The sequence below is a fragment of the Pseudoalteromonas sp. JB197 genome, assembly GCF_002332205.1.
GTDB lineage: Bacteria > Pseudomonadota > Gammaproteobacteria > Enterobacterales > Alteromonadaceae > Pseudoalteromonas > Pseudoalteromonas nigrifaciens.
This window is the reverse complement of record NZ_NRGZ01000001.1, coordinates 257,225-278,571: the sequence shown is the minus strand read 5'-3', so window position 1 is coordinate 278,571 and position 21,347 is coordinate 257,225. Positions and strand designations below refer to the sequence as shown.

The following is a 21,347-nucleotide window of genomic DNA, read 5'->3' as shown; positions in this document are numbered from 1 at the left end:
ACCTTTTAAAATTAATCTCGTTTTTAAGCTGGTTTTAAATTTGCTTTGCGCTCGTTGTAAAAAGCAATCAAATCATCAACCGTAGCTTGGCAGTACTCGCGAATACCCGATACCACCATGTGCTTTTCACCAAAACCCACTTTTTTACCGTTTTCTAGCAAATTAAAGCGCAAAGTAATTTTGCCGCGTTTACCTGCGTATTCAAAACTAGGCTCTGCAAATTCAAGTGTCGGTGCACTAATTTCAACAGTATCAAGATTTATAATCATCGATTCGTAAATAATCATCGGGCGTGCAGGGTTAATCATTACCTCTTGCTTACCCATGAGCGGAATAATCACGTGCGGAAACGCTGCGCCTGAAAACTCAACATAATTTTTAATCAAGCTATTAGTAAGTGCTGGGCATTTGCTGGTTTTACCTTCGCGTTTTACCTTTAAAATTACTTTATCGCCGTTTGTTACATCAAATTCATCGGCCTCTGCAGGGAAGCTAAGTTTGGTATTTTCGTCAACCATACCCGCAAAAGTAAACTCCATGCGTTCACTAATACCGTAACGATCTAATACTAATGAAAAAAGTAAGTCTCCTGGAGCACAAAATTTCTTCGCATCTTTATCGTGAAGTGGGTTGTAATCATCAGCAATACACTTGGCGAAACGACAGCCTTGCTCACGAGAGATCGAAACATAATCAGCATGTTGCTGATAAAAAGGACTTAACATAGGGTGTTCACTACTTAAACGGCTTATAACCTGGCTATACTAACAGAAAAAATAAAATGAGAGGTCGAATCTGTTAGATTAGTTACTAAATAAAACAGAGTAATAAAAAAATAATGACTTTTTATTTATTAGCATTATCGATTATATGTGTTTTTCCGTACTGTAAAGTATCAATAATACGGCAACCACTTTGGCACTACTTAATGGCTTTAAGTGTTATATGTGCGTATTTTGAGGGTTATATAAATTTATATGGACTGCTCAGTACTGGGCTTTACGTTGCTTTATATCACTTTGTGCTTCATATAAAGCAAACAATAATACGCGCTATTTTAAGCACTGTTTTTATAGTTTCCTCATTGGCATTAGCGCTTCATTGGGTGCCTGGTTTTAACAACCTTCCTATTGCTATAAACGAGCATATTACCAGCGATGCAATTGCTTTTACCCTTTATGCTAATTTTGATAAAGCTATGGCTGGCCTCTTTCTTTGTGCTTACTTTTATTCAAATATAAAGCCTTTAAAAGCAGAGTCTAAAAAGACGACTTCATTAATTAACCCCCCTATTTTAATAATTATTACTACCATTTTAGCCGCACTTACTGCAGCTTTAATGCTTGGGCTGGTAAGCTTTAACCCTAAGGTTCCTGACTTCTGGTTAGCATTTATTGCTATAAACCTTTTATTTACCTGTGTTGCTGAGGAAGCTTTATTTAGAGGCTTATTACAAACCAAGCTTAGCCAAATTATTACGCCTACCCGCTTGGCAATATTTGCGCCTGTAATTACTGCAGGTATTTTTGCTTTGGCACATTTTGCTGGGCACGGCAAGATCATTATAAATTGAACTTATAGAGCAAGTAGTGATCAGATCAAGGCATAATAATTACTTGGTCGCATAAATATGAGCACTACTTTTCTGAAACATTTTAATTCAATTACAGATCCTCGCATTGAACGTTGTAAAAAGCATGAACTTATCGATATTCTTCTCCTTGCTATTAGCGCTGTACTCTCTGGTGCAGAAGGATGGGAAGATATTGAAGACTTTGGGCACCTAAAGCTTGATTGGTTAAAAAAATACGGTACGTTCAACGCAGGAATTCCAAAACATGACACGATTGCTCGCGTCATGTGTCGGTTAAAAGCAAATGAAATAGAAAGGGCATTTCAATCTTGGATATCATCACTGATTGAAACCACAGGTGCAGATATCATCGCTATCGATGGCAAAACCGCACGGCGTTCATTTACCACAAAAGACAGAAAAAGTGCCTTACACACGGTCAGTGCATGGAGTTGCCAACACCAGTTAGTGCTTGGGCAGACGGCTGTTGATAATAAAACAAATGAAATCACCGCAATACCAGAATTACTCACCCTGCTCGATATTGAAAACAGTATCATTACGTTAGATGCGATGGGATGCCAACAAGAAATAGCAAAACAAATCATCCAACAAAAAGCAGATTATATTCTTGCACTTAAAGGTAATCATTCAGGCATGCAAAAGGAACTAGAAGCGTGGTGGCACAAGTGCGAGCGTGAAAGGTTAACTAAGCATAATTGTGATGAACATACCGAAATAAGCTCAGGACATGGGCGTGTTGAAACACGTACATGCCAGCAGTTACTTATAGATAAAAGCTGGCTAGGCAAGGATTATCGTTGGCCTGGCTTAACGAGTATTATTAAGGTCAGGGCTGAAGTTCATGATAAGTCGGCAGGGTCGGATACCACTGAAACACGCTGGTATATAAGTTCATTAGACTTAAATGCAGCGCAAGCACTCAATGCGGTACGCAGTCACTGGCAGGTTGAAAGCATGCATTGGATGCTTGATATGAACTTCAGAGAAGATGAATCGAGAATACGCAAACTTCAAGGGCCATTAATGTTTAATGTAATGCGAAAGATAGCCATGGCGCTTTTTAAACAAGATGCATCTAAGTCAGCAAGTATGGCGAGGAAAAAGAAAATGGCAGGGCTAGACGATGATTACCGCTCAACCCTGTTAGAGTCTGGGATTAAAATGCGCTAGCCGTGTTTTGCTGGGGGAGTTAGCTATGTATTAGTTTCATTTATTGCAGGCTTAGGGTATGGCTATATTTTTTATAAAACGCAGCGTTTAGAGTGGGCTATTTTATGCCATTGGTTAGTAAATGTTTGTCATTTCTTTTTATTTACTTATCCTATGCTTAGTAAAACCGAGTGCATATAAAGCCACTTACAAACACTAACAATTTACTCAGTAGTAAACATTGCCCACATTCGATTTTGTTAGTAATTTACTACTTCAAACAATACATTAAAGGACTAATAAATATGCTACGTTTTATGGCAATAATAACCGTACTGGCTACTTTAAGTGGTTGCTCAAACATGACTTTTCATACAGATATAGACAACGACGTTTTATCTCAAGAAATTGGTACCTACGTTAATAAAAGAGATTTACAGCAGTTTTACAGCGACCAAGAAGCACACGAAAGTGGCGCTACACTTTTAGGCCGAATAGCAGGTGAAAGCTGTGATGGCGATGGTATGGGTAACAATAATGTAAGCTATAACCGTTCTAAATCAAATGCTATTGATTTACTTAAAGCTGATGCCATGCGCAGAGGCGCAAATGCTTTTACTATTAACTCTTGTAGCGAAACCTCTGTATCGTATTGCGACCTATCTGTTTTATGTACCGGACAGGCCTACGACTATTAATAAATCATATATTAAGTGCAAAGCTCAGTAGCACACGCTTTCCAGACTCGATTTTAGATACGCTGTGTTCGTACTTATCGGGCCTAAATAAATACACCCTATTAAACGTAAGCGCGCAATTAAACCCACATACCAATATTAATGCTACCTATGCATAATTTACTCAGCATATTAACCTGAGGTAATTATGAATAAACAGCAAAAAATAAAACACTGGCAAGGCATTTTTGAGCAGCAAAAATCGAGTGGTTTAGCCATCATTCAATTTTGTCGTGATAACAACATTAACGCATCGACTTTCTATGTTTGGCGTAAACGCCTTTCTGACGAAACGATAAGGGTTAAAAAGCAACAGGTGATCCCGTTTGTTATTCATGAGCAAGCCTTTACACACCCTTCAATCATTAAACTCACCACACCAAACGGCTATCAAATAGACTTCGAGTCGACATTAGCTAACCAAACGCTAGCCAAATTATTGAGCGTACTGTGACACCTTGCACCCACCAAGTTTACTTGGTCACGGGATTCACCGACATGCGAAAATCAATCAATGGGTTAAGTATTATTGTCAGCGATACCCTATCTCTCGATCCTTTAAGCCAAGCGTGGTTCGTTTTTTGTAATAAACAACGCGATAAATTAAAAATTTTGTTTTGGGATACCAATGGTTTTTGGCTTTATTATCGTCGCTTAGAGCAAGGACGATTTCAATGGCCAAATCATGCTCAAGCACACGTAGCCATGGGGATTGAACAACGGCAGTTACAATGGTTATTATCTGGCTTACCGGTAAATAATAAAACCCGCCACTCAACTTTATCAGGGTTATCAGTGATATAAATTAACCAGATCGTTTTTTTTACTTGAACGATCTTTCCCATGTGTCATGCTATTAAAATGCCAGACACTATTCTCATCACCGAACTACAAAATCAGCTTGCACTTATGCAGGCTAAGCTTGATGGCTTAGAAAAAGATAAAATTTCACTGCAAGAAGATAAGGTTGAAATGCAATCGCGGATTGACCACTTGCTTGCTGAGCTTAAGTTAAGTAAATCCCAAAAATACGGTAAAAAAAGTGAAAAAGCCCCACGGGGCACCTTCAATGAAGCGGAGCAGCATAAAACGACTGAGCCGCCTAAACACCATAAGAAAGGTAAACAAATACTGGCTGAGCACTTTGAACGAGAAGAGGTTGAGCACACCTTAACCGAGTTAACGTGTCAGTGTTGCGGTGAACAACTACATCAATGTGGTAGTGAAGACAGCGAGCAAGTGAAGATTATTCCGGCGAAAGTCAGTGTCATTAAGCACAAACAATTTAAATATGCTTGCAGACATTGCGAGCATGAACAATTGGCCAGTAAAATAATCACCGCGCCTAAACCCAAGCAGCCTATTCCTGGCAGCATTGCGAGTCCAGAAGCGTTATCGGCGGTTGTTACGGGCAAATACTGCGATGCCTTACCGCTTTATCGTTTCGTTGACATACTGGGCCGTGGCGGCCTTGAACTATCGCGCGGAACATTAGCTAATTGGTGTATTAAAGCGGGCCTGCTAATCAGCCCCTTAGTGGCAGCCATGCAACGTCACTTGCTTAGTGAGCACAGTTTATGTGCCGATGAAACCCGTACACAAGTGTTAGATGAAGGTGACAACCCTAGCAGCAATTCCTACATGTGGGTTTATCGCAGCAATGAGGTCAGCCGTGAGCCTGTCGTGATTTACGATTACCAAGCAGGTCGAAGTCGCGCTTGCGCAAAAGAATTTCTTGCCGGTTATCAAGGCTATTTACAGTGCGACGGTTACCGTGTTTATGACGGTATTGAAGGCATTACCCCTGTTGGTTGCTGGGCACACGCTAGACGCAAATATAACGATGCCTTAAAAGCAGAGTCGAAAAACAAAGGTCGAGCGCATAAAGCCATCAGCTTTATCAGCCAATTATATAAACTGGAAACCCACGCTAAAAACAAACAGTTATCTCCTCAAGCGCGGTATCAGTTACGACAAGAAAAAGCCTTACCCATATTAATGCACTTTAAAGCGTGGCTTGATGAAGCCGAAGGTAAAGTAACGGCGGGGAGTTATATTGGCAAAGCGATAAAATACACGCTTAATCAATGGCCGAAATTAATGCGGTATAGTGAAGATGGCGAACTAGGGATTGATAATAATATTACTGAGCGAGATATTCGGCCGTTTACCACTGGTAGAAAAAACTGGCTATTCTCAAAATCGGTTAATGGTGCTCAGGCCAGCGCGATACTTTATAGTATTGTGATGACGTGTCGTGCTAATGACATCAATCCGTATTACTACTTTGTGCATTTATTTAAAACGTTGCCGAATCGAGATGAGGGTGATGATGATTTTACCGACCTAATGCCGTGGAATGTGCAGCTAGACTTCGATTATAGCTAAGCGCACTGCTTAAATGCGCGCTTACTATTAAACCAGTTAATAATACATTTAGCGCATTTAAACACCCCACCGCTTTTAGGTTTTACTAATACAAAGTTGAGTTTGTAATAGCGCCCTTGCTGCACCGGATCAATGTGGTTCATTACGCTGTGATTAGTTGGGTAAGTAACAAGGTTTATCGAAAATGTATTACTGCTAAAAATGGCTTTGTTTTTAACGGTTGCAATCATACGGCCTCCTATGAGTTTATATGCCGCATTGTAGCATTTAGTAAATTATGAATGCTTAGACTAAACAATATCAAAATACGATGTCATATAACTAGGGCGTGTTGATCTTTGTGGTATGAAAAACAAACAGCATGAAGATAAGGTATAATTGAATTCGCCAGAAAACTTTACACCGAACCTACATGCCAAGATTAATGTTAACAGACGGGACATGGAATGTCTTATCAAAAGTAATGTACTTAAGTGGTCGAATTTATAATAAGCCCAACCATAGAAAAACGCTCGAAGGCATACTGTATAAGATGCGCACAGGTATTCCATGGCGAGATTTACCTTCTGATTTTGGCCGTTGGAGTGCTATCTACAGACGGTTTAATTTATGGTCCAAAAAAGGGATTTTGAATGAACTGTTTCGCGCATTATCTCGTGATGCGGACATGGATTGGGTCTTCATTGATGGCAGTATTGTCAGGGCTCATCAACAGAGTTGCGGTGCAAGAACTGCTGACAATGAATCAATTGGAAAGAGCCGAGGTGGAAATTCTACGAAAATTCATCTTGCAGTCGATAGCGGAGGGTTGCCTGTTTATTATGAATTATCCTGTGGAAATACGCATGATATCGTCCATGCAGAGTCACTCGTAGCTAATTGCCCAACAAGTAATATGGTTGTCGCAGATAAAGGCTACGACAGTGAAAAACTGAGAGCGTTTGTTCGTGATAATAACGCTACACCCGTTATTCCACGTAAGGGCAACAGTTTAGTAGGCAATGAAGATATTGACTGGTGCATGTACAAATATCGGCACTTGGTTGAGAATGCATTTGGCCGTATTAAGCAATATAGAGGGATAGCCACGCGGTATGAAAAGCTTGAACGAAATTATCATTCAATGCTCGCTTTAGCATTTACTATGATGTGGCTACCAATGTGGGCTGATTGATATATGTACTACAAAGATCAACAGACCCTAAACAACCTGAAACAAAAAAGCCGAACTTATTTACTAAGCTCGGCTTTTAAAAATGCATTATTTAGCAATTATGCACTTGGGTATTCGCGGTAGGCACGTTCGATATTTTTAGCCTGCTTTTTAGAAATACCTAAATGCGCCAATGCTACACGTAAACGAGCACGCGATAGGTCAGAGCCTAATATTTCCATAGCATCAAGCACAGAGGTAGATGACGTTTTACCCGTAATTGCCACAAAAATCGGCTCTAAAAAGTCTTTAATTTTAAGCTCGTGGAACGTTGCTACTTCTTTTGCAATGGCAAAAATAGCTGGTTTATCAAAGCTACGTAGGCCTTCTAGCTGCCATACAAAAAATTGTAGTGCTTGGCGTATTACGTCTTCATCGGCTTTACCCGCGGTTAATAGCGCAGGATCATAAGTAGGTATACCGCCTACAAAGTGCCCTGCTAAGTCAACTAAGTCCGACAATGTGTTAATACGTGCTTTGGCTTCTGGTAATACTTTAGCTAGCATTTCGCCATTAAACTTCCAATCAACAAAGCGCTGAATTAACTGCTCGTCAGTTAGGTTTTCGCGGATCCACATGCCGTTTAACCAGCTGAGTTTATCTACGTCGAATACTGGGCCACCTAGTGATACGCGCTTCATGTCGAAGTTTTCAATCATTTCGTTAAGAGTGAATTTTTCACGCTCATCTGGCATTGACCAACCCATGCGGCCTAAATAGTTAAGCACGGCTTCTGGCAGGTAACCCATTTCTTTATAGTAGTTAATAGAGGTTGGATTTTTACGCTTAGACAGTTTTGACTTATCTGGGTTACGCAGTAGCGGTAAATGCCCAAGTACTGGCGCTTCCCAACCAAAATCTTCGTAAAGTTTTAATAGTTTAGGCGCTGAGTTAATCCACTCTTCGCCACGGAAAATATGGCTAATTTGCATATGGTGGTCATCAACTACGTTCGCTAAAAAGTAAGTTGGGAAGCCATCAGCTTTTAATAGCACTTGCATATCGACGTTTTCCCACGGGATCTCAATTTCGTCGCGTAGGTAGTCGTTAAATTTAAAAGTGCCTTCGCTAGGGATTTTCATACGTATAACGTAAGGTTTACCCGCTGCTAGGTTTGCTTTAATTTCGTCGTCTGTGTGGTTTAAGCCACGGCCGTCGTATTTAGGGCGTAGACCTTCTGCCATTTGCTCTTCGCGCATTTTATCCAGCTCTTCGCTTGTTGCAAAACAGTAAAATGCTTTGCCGTCGTCAACGAGTTGGTGTGCATATTTTTTGTATAAATCGCTACGCTCAGACTGGCGGTACGGGCCAAACTCACCGCCCACATCTGGGCCATGATCCCACTCGAGTCCTAACCAACGCAAACTATCCATAATTGCTTGCTCTGACTCGGCAGTGCTACGTACTTGGTCGGTATCTTCAATGCGAAGTACAAATTCACCACCTTGCTGTTTAGCAAAACAGTAATTAAATAAGGCGATATAAGCGGTGCCAAGATGCGGGTCGCCAGTTGGCGACGGGGCAACACGGGTGCGAATTGTCATGGTAATGTCTCTTTTAATAAGTGAGATGGTAAAGTTATTTATGCTGCTACTTTGTTTATATAAGCAATAATATCGTTTGATTCGTATAGCCAAGTTACTTGGCCATTTTGCTCGATGCGCAGACAAGGCACTTTAACTTTTCCGCCTTGTTCTAGCAGTTCTTGACGATATTGCTCATTACTTTTTGCATCACGCGTTTCTATTTTAAGGCCTTCGCGCTTAATAGCACGGCGCACTTTTACACAAAACGGGCATGCTTTAAATTGATAAAGCTTAAATTGTGCGGTTTGCTGATCAAGCTGCTGTTGCACTTCTGGAGCACGTTTTTTACTACGTGGCGTAAATACAAAATTAAAGAATAAAATTATACTTCCTAATAACCAACGAACTAATTTCATTAACTGCACTCTATTTACAACAAATTTAAGGTGCCAGATTTTAACACAAAAATAGCAGCAAAAAAGCTCAAATATACTCAGCCAGTATATTTGAGTTTTGTAAGCTCAACCTCGGGTCAGGTTAATTATTTAGCTACTAAAATGGGAGCTTATTTATTCAGCTATACTGCTTTTTATTACAGTAAAATTAAGTCATCGCGATGCAGTACTTCTGCCCCGCCATCGTAATCAAGTAACTCACCTATTTGCTTAGAGTGCGCGCCTTTAATTTTATTAACTTCGCTGCTGCTAAAGCGGGTTAACCCACGAGCAATAAGTTGCTTGTCGCTATTTATTACACTTATTAGATCGCCGCGCTCAAATGTTCCCAGCGCATTAGTCACGCCTTTAGCAAGTAAGCTTGCACCTTTAGTTTGCAGCGCAGTTATTGCACCGGCATCTATAACAATTTGTCCGCTACTTTTAGGTCCAGCGAGTAACCACTTTTTACGCCCTTCTTTTGGCGCTGTGAGCTTTAAAAAACGTGTGCCGGGCAGTTGCTCGCTCATACATTTTAAAATGACATTTTTACCCGAGCCTTTTGCAATTATAACCTCAACCCCTGCACGCCTTGCAATGTCGGCTGCTTGCAGTTTGGTTGCCATACCGCCGGTGCCTAAGTTTGTGCCACTACCACCAGCAAGCTGGCGCAATTCGTCGTTAATGTGGGTCACTTCACCAATTAATGTGGCATCGGCATTAGTGCGCGGATCGCTGGTAAATAACCCTTCTTGATCGGTAAGCAATAACAGCTTATTGGCATTAGCTAAAATAGCCACCAACGCTGATAAATTATCGTTATCGCCTACTTTTATTTCACTAGTAGCAACCGCATCATTTTCGTTAATGATGGGCACTACGTCGTAGTTTAATAATGCATTTAGCGTATCGCGGGCATTTAAATAGCGCTCTCGGTCGTTAACATCGGCGCGGGTTAACAGCATTTGCCCTACGTTTACACCATACAAAGCAAACAAGCTTTGCCAAATATGAATGAGCTGGCCTTGACCAACTGCTGCTAGCATTTGCTTATCTATTACGCTGCGGCCACAGGGCTTTAGTAATTGCTCTCGTCCGGCCGCCACGGCTCCGCTCGAAACTAAAATAACGTGATGCCCTTGCTTTTTAAGCTCACAACATTGGCGCACTAGCTCAACCATATGCGCTTTATCTAGCTTATCGGTGCCGCCAGTCAGTACACTTGTACCTAGCTTTACAACGATTACCTGATCCCTTTGCATTTATTTTTACTACTGAATAATTAAAGATGAATTTATTTATACCAGCTGGGTATTTTTCAACAAGTAAAATATATTCATGCTAGGATCTGATTTTATTCAATTGTGTAAATTACCTGCTATGCCTGCCAGTTTATGTTTAATTATTGCCACCTTTTTATGGGGTAGTTCCTTTATTGCACTTAAGTATGCCATTGCTATTTATGACCCCGCTTTGGTGATATTTTTACGCATGCTAACCACATTATTTTTATCGCTGTGCTTATGGCGCTATGTAATACGCTTTGAATACAGAGTTGGCGACTGGAAGTATTTAATTGCTATGTCGCTGGCTGAGCCTTGCTTGTACTTTTTATTTGAAGGCCATGCAATGGAATATACCTCGGCATCGCAGGCGGGGGTAATTGTGTCGTGCTTGCCTATTATTATTGCCGTACTGGCTTTTTTTATGCTTAAAGAATACATCAGTAAATCTATTATTATTGGCTTTACTTTTTGTATTGGTGGCAGCATTTTACTCACTGTGCTTTCACCAAACTCCGAGCAAGCACCTAACCCATTATTAGGTAATTTTTTAGAACTTATGGCTATGGTATGCGCGGCGTTTTATACCGTTTGTATTAAACACTTAGCGAGTCGTTATTCTCCGTTAACGCTTATAGCGCTGCAAGGCATTAGTGGCAGTTTATTTTTTGCACCGTTTTTGCTTTTTATCGACCTACCAAGCGAAAATCAACACAATATAACCGCTTTATTAAGTATTTTATATTTAGGCTCGTTTGTTACTTTAGGCGGTTATGGTATGTATAACTACGCTATTAGTAAGGTATCGGTATTAACCGCAGCGGCTTATTCAAATTTAATTCCTATATTTACGCTGATTCTTTCGGCCATCATTTTAAATGAAGTGCTTAACTTGTGGCAGTGGCTGAGTATATTTGTGGTATTTGTTGGCGTAATGATCAGCCAACGTCATCAAGAATTAGTGGTTGATATCCCCAGCGCCGAGTCGGGCGAGGATATTTCCACCGATCTTACTACCTCCGATATCATATCGGCCGAAACCAATAGCCTAAATTCGGTTCCCGATGCTAACGCGTCAAAAGGGTAGCACGTTAGTAAATACAATTGTGCAGTGTGTAAAAATGTGTTTTCTGACTCATGAATTACCTCGCTGCCGGTTACTTTATAATGCTGCAAGGTGCCATTTTGTAATTGCAGGGTAAACTGCTCTCCCACTTTAACGTGCTGTAAAAAAGCAAAGTGAGTGTCGTTATGCCCTGCAATGAGTGCCCCAGCTTGTTTACTACCAAGCTCTGCTGCGGGTAAAAAGTGGCTGGGCGCAAAGGCTAAATTACGCCCGCTAGCACCTGCTAATACGGTGAGTTTTTCATTATGCGCCGGCCAATTTAATTGTGCGGTTACATAACTATCGGCGTAAAACCATGGCTTAACTTTTACTTCAGGCGTTTTAAGAGCCTGCTGCCAGGCCTGTTCAATTAGTAATTGCGCCAGCCATGCTTTGCCTTGCATGTAAGCGCCATGACCAAATAACCCCAAACCAAGTATTAATAGCCCCGCGCTTAGCCACTTTTTCATTTAAAACGCCTTACTAGCACAAACCCACTTAACAATAAAATTCCTAATATTATATGTACTTTGCTTTGCCCATCGGTTTGTGGCAAACGCATTGCCATACCCTGAGGAACTGCGTTAGTAGCATTAGCTGTTTGTTCTGCTATTGGATTAATTTGTGTTTGCTCTATTGCTATAAAAGCCGTAAATGGGCTGAGTAATTGATGAGTAAGCGCCAATTGTTGCACTTCGTCTTTAACTGCATTTTGTGAGTTATAGAGCAGCAACGACTTAATTTTTTGACGAGCCCACAGCTTAGCAATTCCTTTAGCATTTGAGCCTGCTTGTATGTTCAGGTTAATACTAATAGGCCCTTGTGCAGTTTGCCCGTTTAATATTACATTACTAGCATTATTGAGCTTTATAGCCACCATTATTGGCTCATTAAAATAGAGATCTGGCAGTGGCGAAGGCCAAAAGTCTAGGCTATTACCGTTTTCATCGCTTAGCGCTAAATTAGTAATTGCAGGATGTGCGAGCTTATCAAATAACTGCTGCATTTTAGGTTGTACCTCGCTAGTGCTGCCTATAAAAGTAAACGAGCCCTTGCCTACATCTGCCGCACGGCGCATAAAAAAGCTATTGGGGGCGCTGCCAATACCAACTGTAAATAAGCGGCTATCGCCTAATTTAGCTTGAATACTTTTAAACAGTGCATCTTCGTTGCTTACGCTACCATCGGTTAAAAATATTACTTGGCGTACAAAACCATCAAACTGCGAACCATCTAAAACGGCATCAAGTGCGCCTTGTATTTCTGTACCGCCGTCGGCTTGTAACCCATATATAAAGCGCTCTGCGCGGCGTAAATTAAAGCCACTTGCAACTAAAGGTTTATCGCTCATTAGGGTTACTACATTATCAAACCCTATAATGTTAAAACTGTCGTTACTGTCTAGCAGCGATAGCGCATAAAACAATGCGTTTTTAGCTTGCTCCATAGACTGCCCATGCATAGAGCCCGAAGTATCGACTACAAATACTGTTTCGCGGGCTAATCGCTGCGTTGTTATAAAGTTATCTGCAGGCGGCATTAGCATAGCGAGCCCGTAGCGCTCGCCATTTTCAAACTGCTCGGTAAAAAATGCAGCTTGGGCTTGCTCTTTTTGCAGTGGTTTAAACTCCAGCACAAAGTCGCGGTTTAGCGCATTTTGCTCATTTAACTGTATTGAGTATTGTCCAAATGCAGTGTTTTGAATATTTACATTATGAAATTTAGAATTTATATCTACCAGCTCTAAACCTACGTCTATATCTAAGTTTAAATTAAACTGACTACTTGGCTTATCGTCATTTTTTTGCGTGCTATAAACTGGGCTTAGCCAACCATGTGGTAGCGAGTTAGTTGGTTTTTGGCTTTCTTTATTTATGTCAATTTCACCTTGGGTTACATGATAACGCGGTGTGATTGTGCCCGGAAAGCGCACTGTAAAGGTGCCGCTGCTGTAATCAATTATTTCTTGATATTCCAGCTCAATAATAACCTGCTCCCCAGGGGCTATATTAGCTACGTTTGTAATAAACATATTTGCGCGTTGCTGGCGTACTAGTGCTGCTTGCTTGCCGGCCTGTTTGGCTTCTGCGTATTTTTTTTCGGCCGCCACTTTTTTATCAATTTGGCCCTTAATTACTCGCTCGCCAATACGCATAGTCATAGCATGTACTGCGCTTTCATCGGGCAGCGGAAACACATAACGCGCATTAACAGCAAACGGGTTTTGGTTTTGATAAGTTTGTTTAACTACAACATGATTTATAAGTCCGGTTAATGTCATATTTGCATCACTTTTTAATATTATTGCAGGGCCTACTTGTGCGCCACTGCTATCAAAAAGTTCTAACTTGGGAGAGTGTGCGTGGCTTTTAAAGCTCGTTAACATCACCAGTATACCCAGTGTAAAAAGGCTTACCCATTTAAGGGTAAGCACTTTGCTTGGTTTACTCAAAAAAAACATAAAATCACTCCATCGAAGGCTTTAATTTAATTACTTGCTGTTTGGCTATTTACAGGATTTATTAAACGAGTAGTAAGGGTTACCCGCCGATCAAACGTGTTGTCTTCTACTGTGTTAGTTTTAGCAAGTGTTTGCTGCTCACCAAATGCTTGCGTGCTTAAGCGCGTGTGACTTACGCCCTGTTTTATTAAATAGCTTTGCACCGCATTTACACGTGCTTTTGAAAGTAAAAGGTTGGCTTGTTCATCACCGCGTTGATCGGCAAACCCACTTAAATCGAGCGCTAACTGTGGCTGGTTTTTTAAAAGCGTAACGAGTTGGTCTAACTGCAATGCAAAATGTGGCGCAATAACACGTGAGCCGGTTTTAAACTGTACTGTCATGGCAAGTAAATTATTAATTTGCGATTGTGTTAACTGCTCATTTTGATTAGCAAGCACTTCGATTTGTTGCTCTAACTGGCTGTTATGGCTAAGCAGGTGTTGGTAGTCGTTGGTTTTTTCTGTCATTACAATTATTGCACGCTGTTGCTGGGCAATTTTGTTATCAGCAACTTTTGCATCGCCTATTAAACCACCAGCAAATGCTCCCACAAAAGCACCAATAGGGCCGCCTACTACACCACCTATAATAGCGCCCGCTCCTAAGCCTATTGCGGTTTCGGTGTGCGCTTCTTTTATAGCCGTTTTATTAGAGGTTGATGCTAATGCGGGACCGCAAAAAACGGCCGCTAGGGTTAGCGCTATTAATGTCTTCTTCATGATTGATCCTTAAACTTACTTTTTAATTTATGATGTTTTGTTTTGATGGGTGTATTAAAACAAGCTCAAGTGGCAACAAAGGGGAGCAAAAATGGCAAACCACTGAGCAATTGTGGCAAAAAAAAGGCAATTGCCTTTTTAAGCGTACTTAGCTTAAAAACTTCGTTATAGTGCGTTGGTAATAAAGAGGATAAACCCAGAAATGAAAAAAATAGCCATCATTGAAGATGAACCCGCCATTCGCGAAAACTACACTGAAATGCTCAGCGCACAAGGTTATCAGGTAACGGGGTATGCAAATCGTAGTAGCGCAGAAGCGGCGTTTAAAAATGCCCTGCCCGATTTAGCCATTGTTGATATTGGCTTAGGTAATGAAATAGATGGTGGTTTTTTGCTGTGCCAAACATTGCGATCACTGTCTAAAACGCTGCCTATTATTTTTTTAACCGCTCGTGATAGCGAAATAGACACTGTATGCGGCCTACGTATGGGCGCCGACGACTACCTCACAAAAGATATTAGTTTGGCTCATTTAGCGGCGCGTATTGGTGCGCTATTTCGTCGTATGGAAGCACTTAAGCAACCTGCCGACGAAAATGCACTTATAACTCGTGGGCCGCTAACGCTTGACACACAGCGCATGCAGGTGTTTTGGCAACAACTATTAGTTGATTTAACAGTAACCGAATTTTGGATGTTGCACTCCCTCGCACAGCGCCCCGGACATGTTAAAAGCCGTAATGAATTAATGAGTGATGCTAAAATTTATGTAGACGACAGCACCATAACTTCACACGTAAAACGTATTCGTAAAAAATTTATAGCACTCGATAGTAACTTTGACTGCATAGATACAGTGTATGGCATGGGCTACAGGTGGGAGCAAATTTAATGTTGCGATTTGGCCTACGTAGTAAGTTTATTTTACTTTCTTGCTTTTTATTTTTATTGCCCTGGTTGGGCTACGAATATGTGTGGGAAATGGAAAAGTTTTTACGCCAAGGCCAAGAAAAAACCTTAGTAGGCACTACCCGTGCCCTCGCCACTGCCCTGCATGAACGCCCTGCATTATTTGATCAGCAAACTAGTTTTTTAGATCAAGTTGTAAAGGGCCGCGATCTATACGCGTACAACCTTAAAAATCCTATTCAACTCGATGGTAAGCTCACAGATTGGGAGAGCTATCAGGCATTATTTTGGCAATACGACAAACGCTACTTACAAAAAACCGACAACAAGCATCAAGCCAGCGATCTGTCGTTTGAGCACATGGTAGGAAAGTTTGATAATTACCTTTATGCACTGTTTAAAGTAACTGATAACCAACTCGTTTATCGGCCAAAAAAACAGTTTAAGTATTACTAATAACGACCATTTAAAAATTGGCTTAAAAACACCTGATGGGCAGTTTAACCGCTATATTATTGCGCCACGGCAAGATGGCTGGGTAAACGCTTTTAATGCAGATAGCAAAGTACCCTTTACAAAAATTCAGGGCTATTTTAGCAGTACGGCGGCTGGCTACAATATTGAGCTACGCTTTCCTATTAGTATGCTTGGCAATAAGCTTGGCTTTGCCATTGTTGATGTAGATAACAAAGAGCCCTTGTTAGAACCTAAAATAATGTCGACCTCAAACTTAAATAACCCCAGCGATTTAGGTTCAGTACTTGTGCCCTCTCCCGAAATTAATCGTATTTTAAAAGGCATGGGCCACAGTGGCAGCCGTATTTGGGTGGTTGATAAGCATCATAGAGTATTAGCACAATCGGGCTCGATTCATCATGCCGATGGCGTATGGGCTGACGGCCTTGCCAATCAAGCTCCTGAAACTTGGTGGCAACAGTTTGAGCAAAACTACTTGCATCCCCTTTATTATAAAATTTTAACACGCCCCGAAAACGAATTTTTAGATACTCTGCACGACGTAGCAGCTATGCAAGGCAGTCATTTAGCCAAAGCACTAAAAGGCCAGCCTGCATCATCGTGGCGATTAACCCCCGACAGTAAAGCCGTTATTTTATCGGCTGCTTACCCTATTTGGATCCAAGATAAAGTAATTGGCGCGGTAATAGCCGAAGAAACTACCAATGGCGTACGTACGCTGCGTAATAAATCGCTCGAAAAATTATTTAACGTTATTTTAGCCGTGATGCTTATTGGCACAGTAACGTTATTCTTTTTTGCCTCTCGAATATCGAGCCGTATTAGGCGTTTGCGCGATACTGCAGAGCAAGCTATAGATGCACAAGGGCGAGTTACTGGCAGTATTAATTACAGCGATGCTAATGACGAAATTGGCGATCTATCACGCAGCTTTGCTAATATAGTCAGCCGCCTTGGTGGCTATACTAACTATTTAGAAAATATGTCGTCGCGGTTATCGCACGAGTTGCGTACACCTGTTGCGGTAGTGCGCTCATCGCTCGAAAACCTACAAATGCAACCACAAAGCGAGCTGAGTCAAAAGTACTTAGATCGTGCCAGTGAAGGCGTTGAACGCTTAGGTAAAATTATTACCACCATGAGCGAAGCCACTCGCTTAGAGCAAAGTATTCAAAGCAATGAGCCTGAGCCATTCGACTTACAAAAAGTAATAAATGGCTGCATGCAGGGCTACCAGCTTACTTACCCTAAGCAGCTGTTTACACTTGATATATGCCAAACTGCGCTTCCTATGCAAGGCGCACCAGAGTTTATAGCGCAACTGCTCGATAAGTTAATTAATAATGCAATTGAATTTAGCCACGCAGAAAAGCCAATTAGTGTTAGCTTAAAACAAAACGACAGTGCAGCAATTTTAACCGTAGGGAATTATGGTCCATTATTACCTGTCGGTTTAACTGAGCATATTTTTGATTCTATGGTGTCGGTGCGTAGCCAGCAAATGCAGCAACAGCCACATTTAGGATTAGGACTCTATATTGTAAGGTTGGTGTGCGACTACCATAATGCCAGTGTAACCGCTAAAAACAATCAACAGGGCGATGGCGTAGTGTTTACTGTAAGCCTGCCATTAGTTAAGTAAAAGTGGGTTGTAATTTACTTAACTAATACTCGCCACTGGGTTGGCTTTTTTTGGGTTACAATTTAGTAAGAGTTAAAATGTAACTGTTCACTTTTAATTCAGTGGCAAGACCCTAACCTAGCGCTAATCACCCTAAGCTAAGGTTTAATCATGCACCCACTATTAGAGCAAGAAGAGCTAGATTTTATATTTGAATTATATAGGCCAACAACAAGCACTAAACCTGTAAGCGAGCAGAGCCAAAACCGCAACTATAAAAAAGTAACGCAGCGCCAGTGCAATAAAGATAACAGCACATCAAGTTACTTAATTTAATTACTTTTAATGCCCTACTCACTGTGCCTGTTTTTCTCGTGTTAAAAACGCTTTTACACAGTTTATTTCCGCTTGTTTAACTTCCTCGCCTATTTCTGGGCCTTTTTTGCCGCTGTTAAGTGCAGCTTGTACCACTTGTTTTTTATCTAGCCTTAATAGTTCTGCATGAATAGCACGCAGCTTAGCTGCTTGCGGGTAAGGTTTATCTACGAGTGTTTCGCCGCGCCCTTGTGCATCGCATTGGCATGCTTGAGTAAAAGCAATAAAACGTTGTGGATGAACCAAGGCGTTTAAATTAGTCACAATTAACTTATGAACCGTTTCGGGCCTTAATTGCTCTAATGTATGACAAAGAGTGTGATTATCGCTAGTAAGTACGCCAATATCGCGAAAGCAATTAGGTATTTTTAAGCGTTCACAAAACTGTTCAACTACAGCAACCCCATCTCGTTCATGGCCACGTAAATTACCGCGTTTTTTAAAACTGATCGCTTTACCAAAGTCGTGAGTTAATGCAGCAAAACGCGTTGCTAAATCAAAATTCAAATCGGCTGCACGCCTAAGTACTAACATGGTATGCACAAACACATCACCCTCGGGGTGATGTTGTTTAGGTTGCGGCACATTAACCATTTTCTCAAGCTCTGGAAAAATCCCTAAGCCTTGCAACGCTTGAAAATAAAGTTCGGGATGCTTTTCACCCAGGGCTTTTTCGGTCTCTAACCATACTCGCTCTGGCACTAAATGATTAAGCTCGCCTTGCTGCTTAAGCTGTTGCATTAGCGCATAAGTGCTCGGATGTATACGCCACTCGCTGCCAAAACGGGCTAAAAAGCGAGCTATACGCAACACCCGCACTGGGTCTTCTACAAATGCATCTGTTGTATGGCGCAGTATTTTATCTTTAAGGTCTTGTTGGCCGTTAAATGGGTCAATTATATTGTCGTTAGCATCGAGCGCCATAGAGTTTATAGTTAAATCACGTCTGGCTAAGTCTTCCTCTAGAGTCACATCTGGGCTGGCATCAACCACAAAACCGGTATAGCCTTTACCACTTTTTCGCTCAGTGCGCCCAAGTGCATATTCTTCTTTGGTTTTTGGGTGTAAGTAAACCGGAAAGTCGCTACCTATTGGCACAAAGCCTAACGCTTCCATTGTCTGTGGCGTTTCGCCAATAACAACATAATCGTTGTCATTTGATGCTCTTTTTAGCAGTAAATCACGCACTGCACCACCAACTAGGTAAACCTGCTCCAATGCTTTATCCACGTAACCTCCAAAAACAAATACCAAAACTGCAATTAATGGTACTAATTATACCCAAAACCATATTAAAAGTCTGAGTAGTTTGACCTACCGCTAACTTGCTCATTACAATAGCGCTTTATTTTTAGCTAAAGTCATAACAACAATGAAAAAGCACTCTGCAAAAAAAGAACTCATGCTACTGCCTATATTACTGGTGGTTATTTTAATGTGTGTGGTGGGGCACTTTTTTATGCAAGCAGATTATCAAGACAGTAACATGATTGAATACATGTTAGCAGCGCTACCATTTGCAATGTTTGGCTTAGTAATTATTGCGTTTAAAATGGCAGCCAAAAGTGAAGAAAAAGAGCGTGATGAGTAATCTCTTATAGCTCGCCTTTGTTATTATTTATATCTTAGCTCTGCTGCAGTTACTTTTTCTAAATAACGACGAGACTCTGCTCTAGAATGCTTAGTTGTTAATATATGAAAAAACTCGCTTGAACTGAGTTGGTTTATTTTTGAAAACGCTATAGTTCTATTTTGATTAAATATTCTTAATACATTACCCGCACCACCATTATAAGAAGAAATCATCGCATAATGCTGATTTTGCTTAGTCTGTATCTTATTTAAATAACTATCTCTTAATACGCTTAGGTACGCAGTACCAATATCTATGTTGTTATGTGGATTAAATAATACCGTTTTACTTGGTTGCCCATTTACCTTTTTAATTTTTTGATAGACATCTTTACCCGCTCTATCGGGGATTATTTGCATTAATCCATATGCATTTGATGAACTTACAGCATAAGGATTAAAACTACTTTCAGTTTCAATAATACTATAAATAAGAGATGCAGATATTTGGTATTTTTTTGCGGCGGCTAATACATATTCACTATATTTTTGCTTTCGTAAGTGGGCATTTTGCTCTACTAATGGAAATGTTACTGAAGCAACTGTATGACCATAACGACGTGTTTTTTGTAAATCTGTTTTTACTAAATAACGAGCAAAACGATTAGCTCGCCATTGATATTTAATTGGTAACCCATCTTCATCCAAAACTTGTTGGTATAAAAAAGGTTCGCCACCTAAAATAGGGGCTTCACTTGTAAAAATATCAGTTTTATCTGGATCACTTGACGTTAATAGTGTCATCACAATTGCTTGTGTTAAAAGATCACTCGTGTTTTTTGTTGCTATTGTTTCAACTACTACCGTACTACGTTCAAAATCAATAATAGCCCTTGCCTGATAATCGTTACTATATTTTACATATTTTTTATTAGAAGGTTGCTGAGAGTTTTCTTTCCCCCACTTGCGATTTACTACAACTTTTAATGTGGCTAATAACTGTTTAACACTTCCAACTTGTTGATTTATAGATTGCTGCGTTTTAGTTGCTTGTCTTTGAATTGCGACCACATCGCTTGGATCTGTTTTAATTTGTTTAATCAGCTTATTAAGATCTTCTACTGGCGCTAAGCCACCTACTGACTTACAACCACCCAACATAAGAAATAGAAATAGAAATAGAAATACACCTTTATTCACAAAACATCCGTGGTGAACTAAAAAATATACGCACTATAATACATGATAACCAAACCAATCAGGTTTAATTTTTTGTGCTTGCCCACTTGGGGTCAGTTTTATACTAAGCTGGCTGTCGAGTAAATCTATTGTAAAACAATCGTCTACGTCGTGTAAATCATCTTTATGAATATGGCTAAGGCCAGCGAGTAAATCGTTTTTAGCGCGCTGTTTGGCCTCTTGACTACTGCTTGCTACATACAGTGCAAAGTCGTGTTGCTCAGCCATTAAATCGCTTCTGTAGGCGCCTAAGTTTACAAAGTAAAGCTGTTTAGTTTGCTCAACGGGCGTGTCGCTTACTGTAACTTTATAACCATCTATGTGGTTAATTGCCATATAGCTATCCATATGCACGCTGTTTTTGTCGCCCACCCATTGGCTTTTTAATTTAGTATAGGTTTGCTCAATGTTTTGCCCAACTACAAAACGAATGTCGTGCATTTCTATATGACAGCCCTGAATTCGCCCACCTAAATACACCATAAATAACTGCATGTTTA

General features: G+C 40.6%; 20 protein-coding genes and 5 pseudogenes. 13 read left to right on the top strand and 12 right to left on the bottom strand.

Going from position 1 to position 21,347, the window contains the following annotated elements:
* Positions 1 to 23 precede the first annotated feature (23 nt).
* Positions 24 to 725: a DUF3581 domain-containing protein gene (locus CIK86_RS01330; RefSeq protein ID WP_011327338.1), complete on the bottom strand. Its 702-nt coding sequence runs from the start codon at positions 723 to 725 to the stop codon at positions 24 to 26.
* A 203-nt stretch (positions 726 to 928) separates the two neighbouring features.
* On the opposite strand from CIK86_RS01330, the gene CIK86_RS01325 reads away from it, so the two are divergent.
* The 4 genes and pseudogenes from CIK86_RS01325 to CIK86_RS01310 all read left to right on the top strand — a co-directional run bounded on the left by CIK86_RS01325 (position 929) and on the right by CIK86_RS01310 (position 3,444).
* Positions 929 to 1,573, top strand: coding sequence for a CPBP family intramembrane glutamic endopeptidase (locus tag CIK86_RS01325; RefSeq protein ID WP_254910698.1), 645 nt, complete (start codon positions 929 to 931; stop codon positions 1,571 to 1,573).
* A 57-nt stretch (positions 1,574 to 1,630) separates the two neighbouring features.
* On the top strand, positions 1,631 to 2,767 hold the full coding sequence (locus CIK86_RS01320) for an ISAs1 family transposase (RefSeq protein WP_008466968.1): 1,137 nt from the start codon (positions 1,631 to 1,633) through the stop codon (positions 2,765 to 2,767).
* 27 nt (positions 2,768 to 2,794) lie between these two features.
* Positions 2,795 to 2,947 (top strand): annotated as a pseudogene (locus tag CIK86_RS01315) (CPBP family intramembrane glutamic endopeptidase); the annotation flags it as partial.
* A gap of 104 nt (positions 2,948 to 3,051) precedes the next feature.
* On the top strand, positions 3,052 to 3,444 hold the full coding sequence (locus CIK86_RS01310) for a hypothetical protein (RefSeq protein ID WP_058372668.1): 393 nt from the start codon (positions 3,052 to 3,054) through the stop codon (positions 3,442 to 3,444).
* A 4-nt stretch (positions 3,445 to 3,448) separates the two neighbouring features.
* On the opposite strand, the pseudogene CIK86_RS19325 reads toward CIK86_RS01310, so the two are convergent.
* Positions 3,449 to 3,550, bottom strand: a pseudogene (locus CIK86_RS19325) (2OG-Fe(II) oxygenase); the annotation flags it as partial.
* An 81-nt stretch (positions 3,551 to 3,631) separates the two neighbouring features.
* Here CIK86_RS19325 and CIK86_RS01305 point away from each other — a divergent pair.
* The 3 genes from CIK86_RS01305 to CIK86_RS01295 are packed head-to-tail and all read left to right on the top strand — an operon-like array spanning position 3,632 to position 5,871.
* Positions 3,632 to 3,937: a hypothetical protein gene (locus CIK86_RS01305; RefSeq protein WP_013465796.1), complete on the top strand. Its 306-nt coding sequence runs from the start codon at positions 3,632 to 3,634 to the stop codon at positions 3,935 to 3,937.
* A complete protein-coding gene (gene tnpB / locus CIK86_RS01300; RefSeq protein WP_254910727.1) occupies positions 3,934 to 4,287 on the top strand; it encodes an IS66 family insertion sequence element accessory protein TnpB in 354 nt (117 codons plus the stop codon). The genes CIK86_RS01305 and tnpB overlap by 4 nt, the downstream gene beginning before the upstream one ends.
* 39 nt (positions 4,288 to 4,326) lie before the next feature.
* Positions 4,327 to 5,871 carry an IS66 family transposase gene (locus CIK86_RS01295; RefSeq protein ID WP_086960352.1) on the top strand — a complete coding sequence of 515 codons (1,545 nt, stop codon included), beginning with the start codon at positions 4,327 to 4,329 and terminating at the stop codon, positions 5,869 to 5,871.
* Positions 5,872 to 5,897: 26 nt separating this feature from the next.
* Here the strand turns inward: CIK86_RS01295 and CIK86_RS01290 are convergent.
* Positions 5,898 to 6,101, bottom strand: a pseudogene (locus tag CIK86_RS01290) (2OG-Fe(II) oxygenase); the annotation flags it as partial.
* Between the two features lie 182 nt (positions 6,102 to 6,283).
* On the opposite strand from CIK86_RS01290, the gene CIK86_RS01285 reads away from it, so the two are divergent.
* Complete coding sequence (locus tag CIK86_RS01285; RefSeq protein WP_096317075.1) at positions 6,284 to 7,045, top strand: IS5 family transposase; 762 nt, start codon at positions 6,284 to 6,286, stop codon at positions 7,043 to 7,045.
* Between the two features lie 98 nt (positions 7,046 to 7,143).
* Here the strand turns inward: CIK86_RS01285 and gltX are convergent, their stop codons facing one another.
* From gltX to proB, 3 genes are all read right to left on the bottom strand, one after another.
* Entirely contained in the window at positions 7,144 to 8,628 is a 1,485-nt protein-coding gene (gene gltX, locus CIK86_RS01280; protein ID WP_011327333.1) for a glutamate--tRNA ligase, read from the bottom strand.
* 38 nt (positions 8,629 to 8,666) lie between these two features.
* Complete coding sequence (locus tag CIK86_RS01275; RefSeq protein WP_011327332.1) at positions 8,667 to 9,026, bottom strand: glutaredoxin domain-containing protein; 360 nt, start codon at positions 9,024 to 9,026, stop codon at positions 8,667 to 8,669.
* Between the two features lie 176 nt (positions 9,027 to 9,202).
* Positions 9,203 to 10,306 carry a glutamate 5-kinase gene (gene proB, locus CIK86_RS01270; protein WP_086998093.1) on the bottom strand — a complete coding sequence of 368 codons (1,104 nt, stop codon included), beginning with the start codon at positions 10,304 to 10,306 and terminating at the stop codon, positions 9,203 to 9,205.
* 118 nt (positions 10,307 to 10,424) lie between these two features.
* On the opposite strand from proB, the gene CIK86_RS01265 reads away from it, so the two are divergent.
* Positions 10,425 to 11,414 (top strand): DMT family transporter, encoded by a 990-nt coding sequence (locus tag CIK86_RS01265; protein WP_140391198.1) that lies wholly within the window; start codon positions 10,425 to 10,427, stop codon positions 11,412 to 11,414.
* Here CIK86_RS01265 and CIK86_RS19320 read toward each other — a convergent pair.
* From CIK86_RS19320 to pdsO, 3 genes and pseudogenes are all read right to left on the bottom strand, one after another.
* Positions 11,414 to 11,836: pseudogene (locus CIK86_RS19320) on the bottom strand (class GN sortase); the annotation flags it as partial. The gene CIK86_RS01265 and the pseudogene CIK86_RS19320 sit on opposite strands and share 1 nt — an antisense overlap.
* 62 nt (positions 11,837 to 11,898) lie before the next feature.
* Positions 11,899 to 13,893, bottom strand: coding sequence for a marine proteobacterial sortase target protein (locus tag CIK86_RS01255; RefSeq protein WP_086998085.1), 1,995 nt, complete (start codon positions 13,891 to 13,893; stop codon positions 11,899 to 11,901).
* 26 nt (positions 13,894 to 13,919) lie between these two features.
* Entirely contained in the window at positions 13,920 to 14,654 is a 735-nt protein-coding gene (gene pdsO / locus CIK86_RS01250; protein WP_086998082.1) for a sortase-associated OmpA-like protein PdsO, read from the bottom strand.
* Positions 14,655 to 14,856: 202 nt separating this feature from the next.
* On the opposite strand from pdsO, the gene pdsR reads away from it, so the two are divergent.
* The 3 genes and pseudogenes from pdsR (at position 14,857) to CIK86_RS19185 (ending at position 17,997) form a co-directional block, all read left to right on the top strand.
* Positions 14,857 to 15,546 (top strand): proteobacterial dedicated sortase system response regulator, encoded by a 690-nt coding sequence (gene pdsR / locus CIK86_RS01245; RefSeq protein WP_011327326.1) that lies wholly within the window; start codon positions 14,857 to 14,859, stop codon positions 15,544 to 15,546.
* Positions 15,546 to 17,682, top strand: a pseudogene (pdsS, locus tag CIK86_RS01240) (proteobacterial dedicated sortase system histidine kinase). The gene pdsR and the pseudogene pdsS overlap by 1 nt, the downstream one beginning before the upstream one ends.
* 150 nt (positions 17,683 to 17,832) lie before the next feature.
* The gene (locus CIK86_RS19185; protein ID WP_011327324.1) at positions 17,833 to 17,997 is read left to right on the top strand and encodes a hypothetical protein; all 165 of its coding nucleotides are present in this window, start codon (positions 17,833 to 17,835) and stop codon (positions 17,995 to 17,997) included.
* Positions 17,998 to 18,015: 18 nt separating this feature from the next.
* Here CIK86_RS19185 and CIK86_RS01235 read toward each other — a convergent pair whose 3' ends face one another.
* Positions 18,016 to 19,266 carry a multifunctional CCA addition/repair protein gene (locus CIK86_RS01235; RefSeq protein WP_086998079.1) on the bottom strand — a complete coding sequence of 417 codons (1,251 nt, stop codon included), beginning with the start codon at positions 19,264 to 19,266 and terminating at the stop codon, positions 18,016 to 18,018.
* A 142-nt stretch (positions 19,267 to 19,408) separates the two neighbouring features.
* Between CIK86_RS01235 and CIK86_RS01230 the strand changes: the two genes are divergently transcribed.
* Complete coding sequence (locus tag CIK86_RS01230) at positions 19,409 to 19,627, top strand: hypothetical protein (protein ID WP_086998076.1); 219 nt, start codon at positions 19,409 to 19,411, stop codon at positions 19,625 to 19,627.
* A 23-nt stretch (positions 19,628 to 19,650) separates the two neighbouring features.
* On the opposite strand, the gene CIK86_RS01225 is transcribed toward CIK86_RS01230, so the two are convergent.
* On the bottom strand, positions 19,651 to 20,808 hold the full coding sequence (locus tag CIK86_RS01225; protein WP_254910759.1) for a murein transglycosylase domain-containing protein: 1,158 nt from the start codon (positions 20,806 to 20,808) through the stop codon (positions 19,651 to 19,653).
* Positions 20,809 to 20,841: 33 nt separating this feature from the next.
* Positions 20,842 to 21,342, bottom strand: coding sequence for a DUF1543 domain-containing protein (locus tag CIK86_RS01220; RefSeq protein WP_086998070.1), 501 nt, complete (start codon positions 21,340 to 21,342; stop codon positions 20,842 to 20,844).
* Between the last annotated feature and the right edge of the window lie 5 nt (positions 21,343 to 21,347).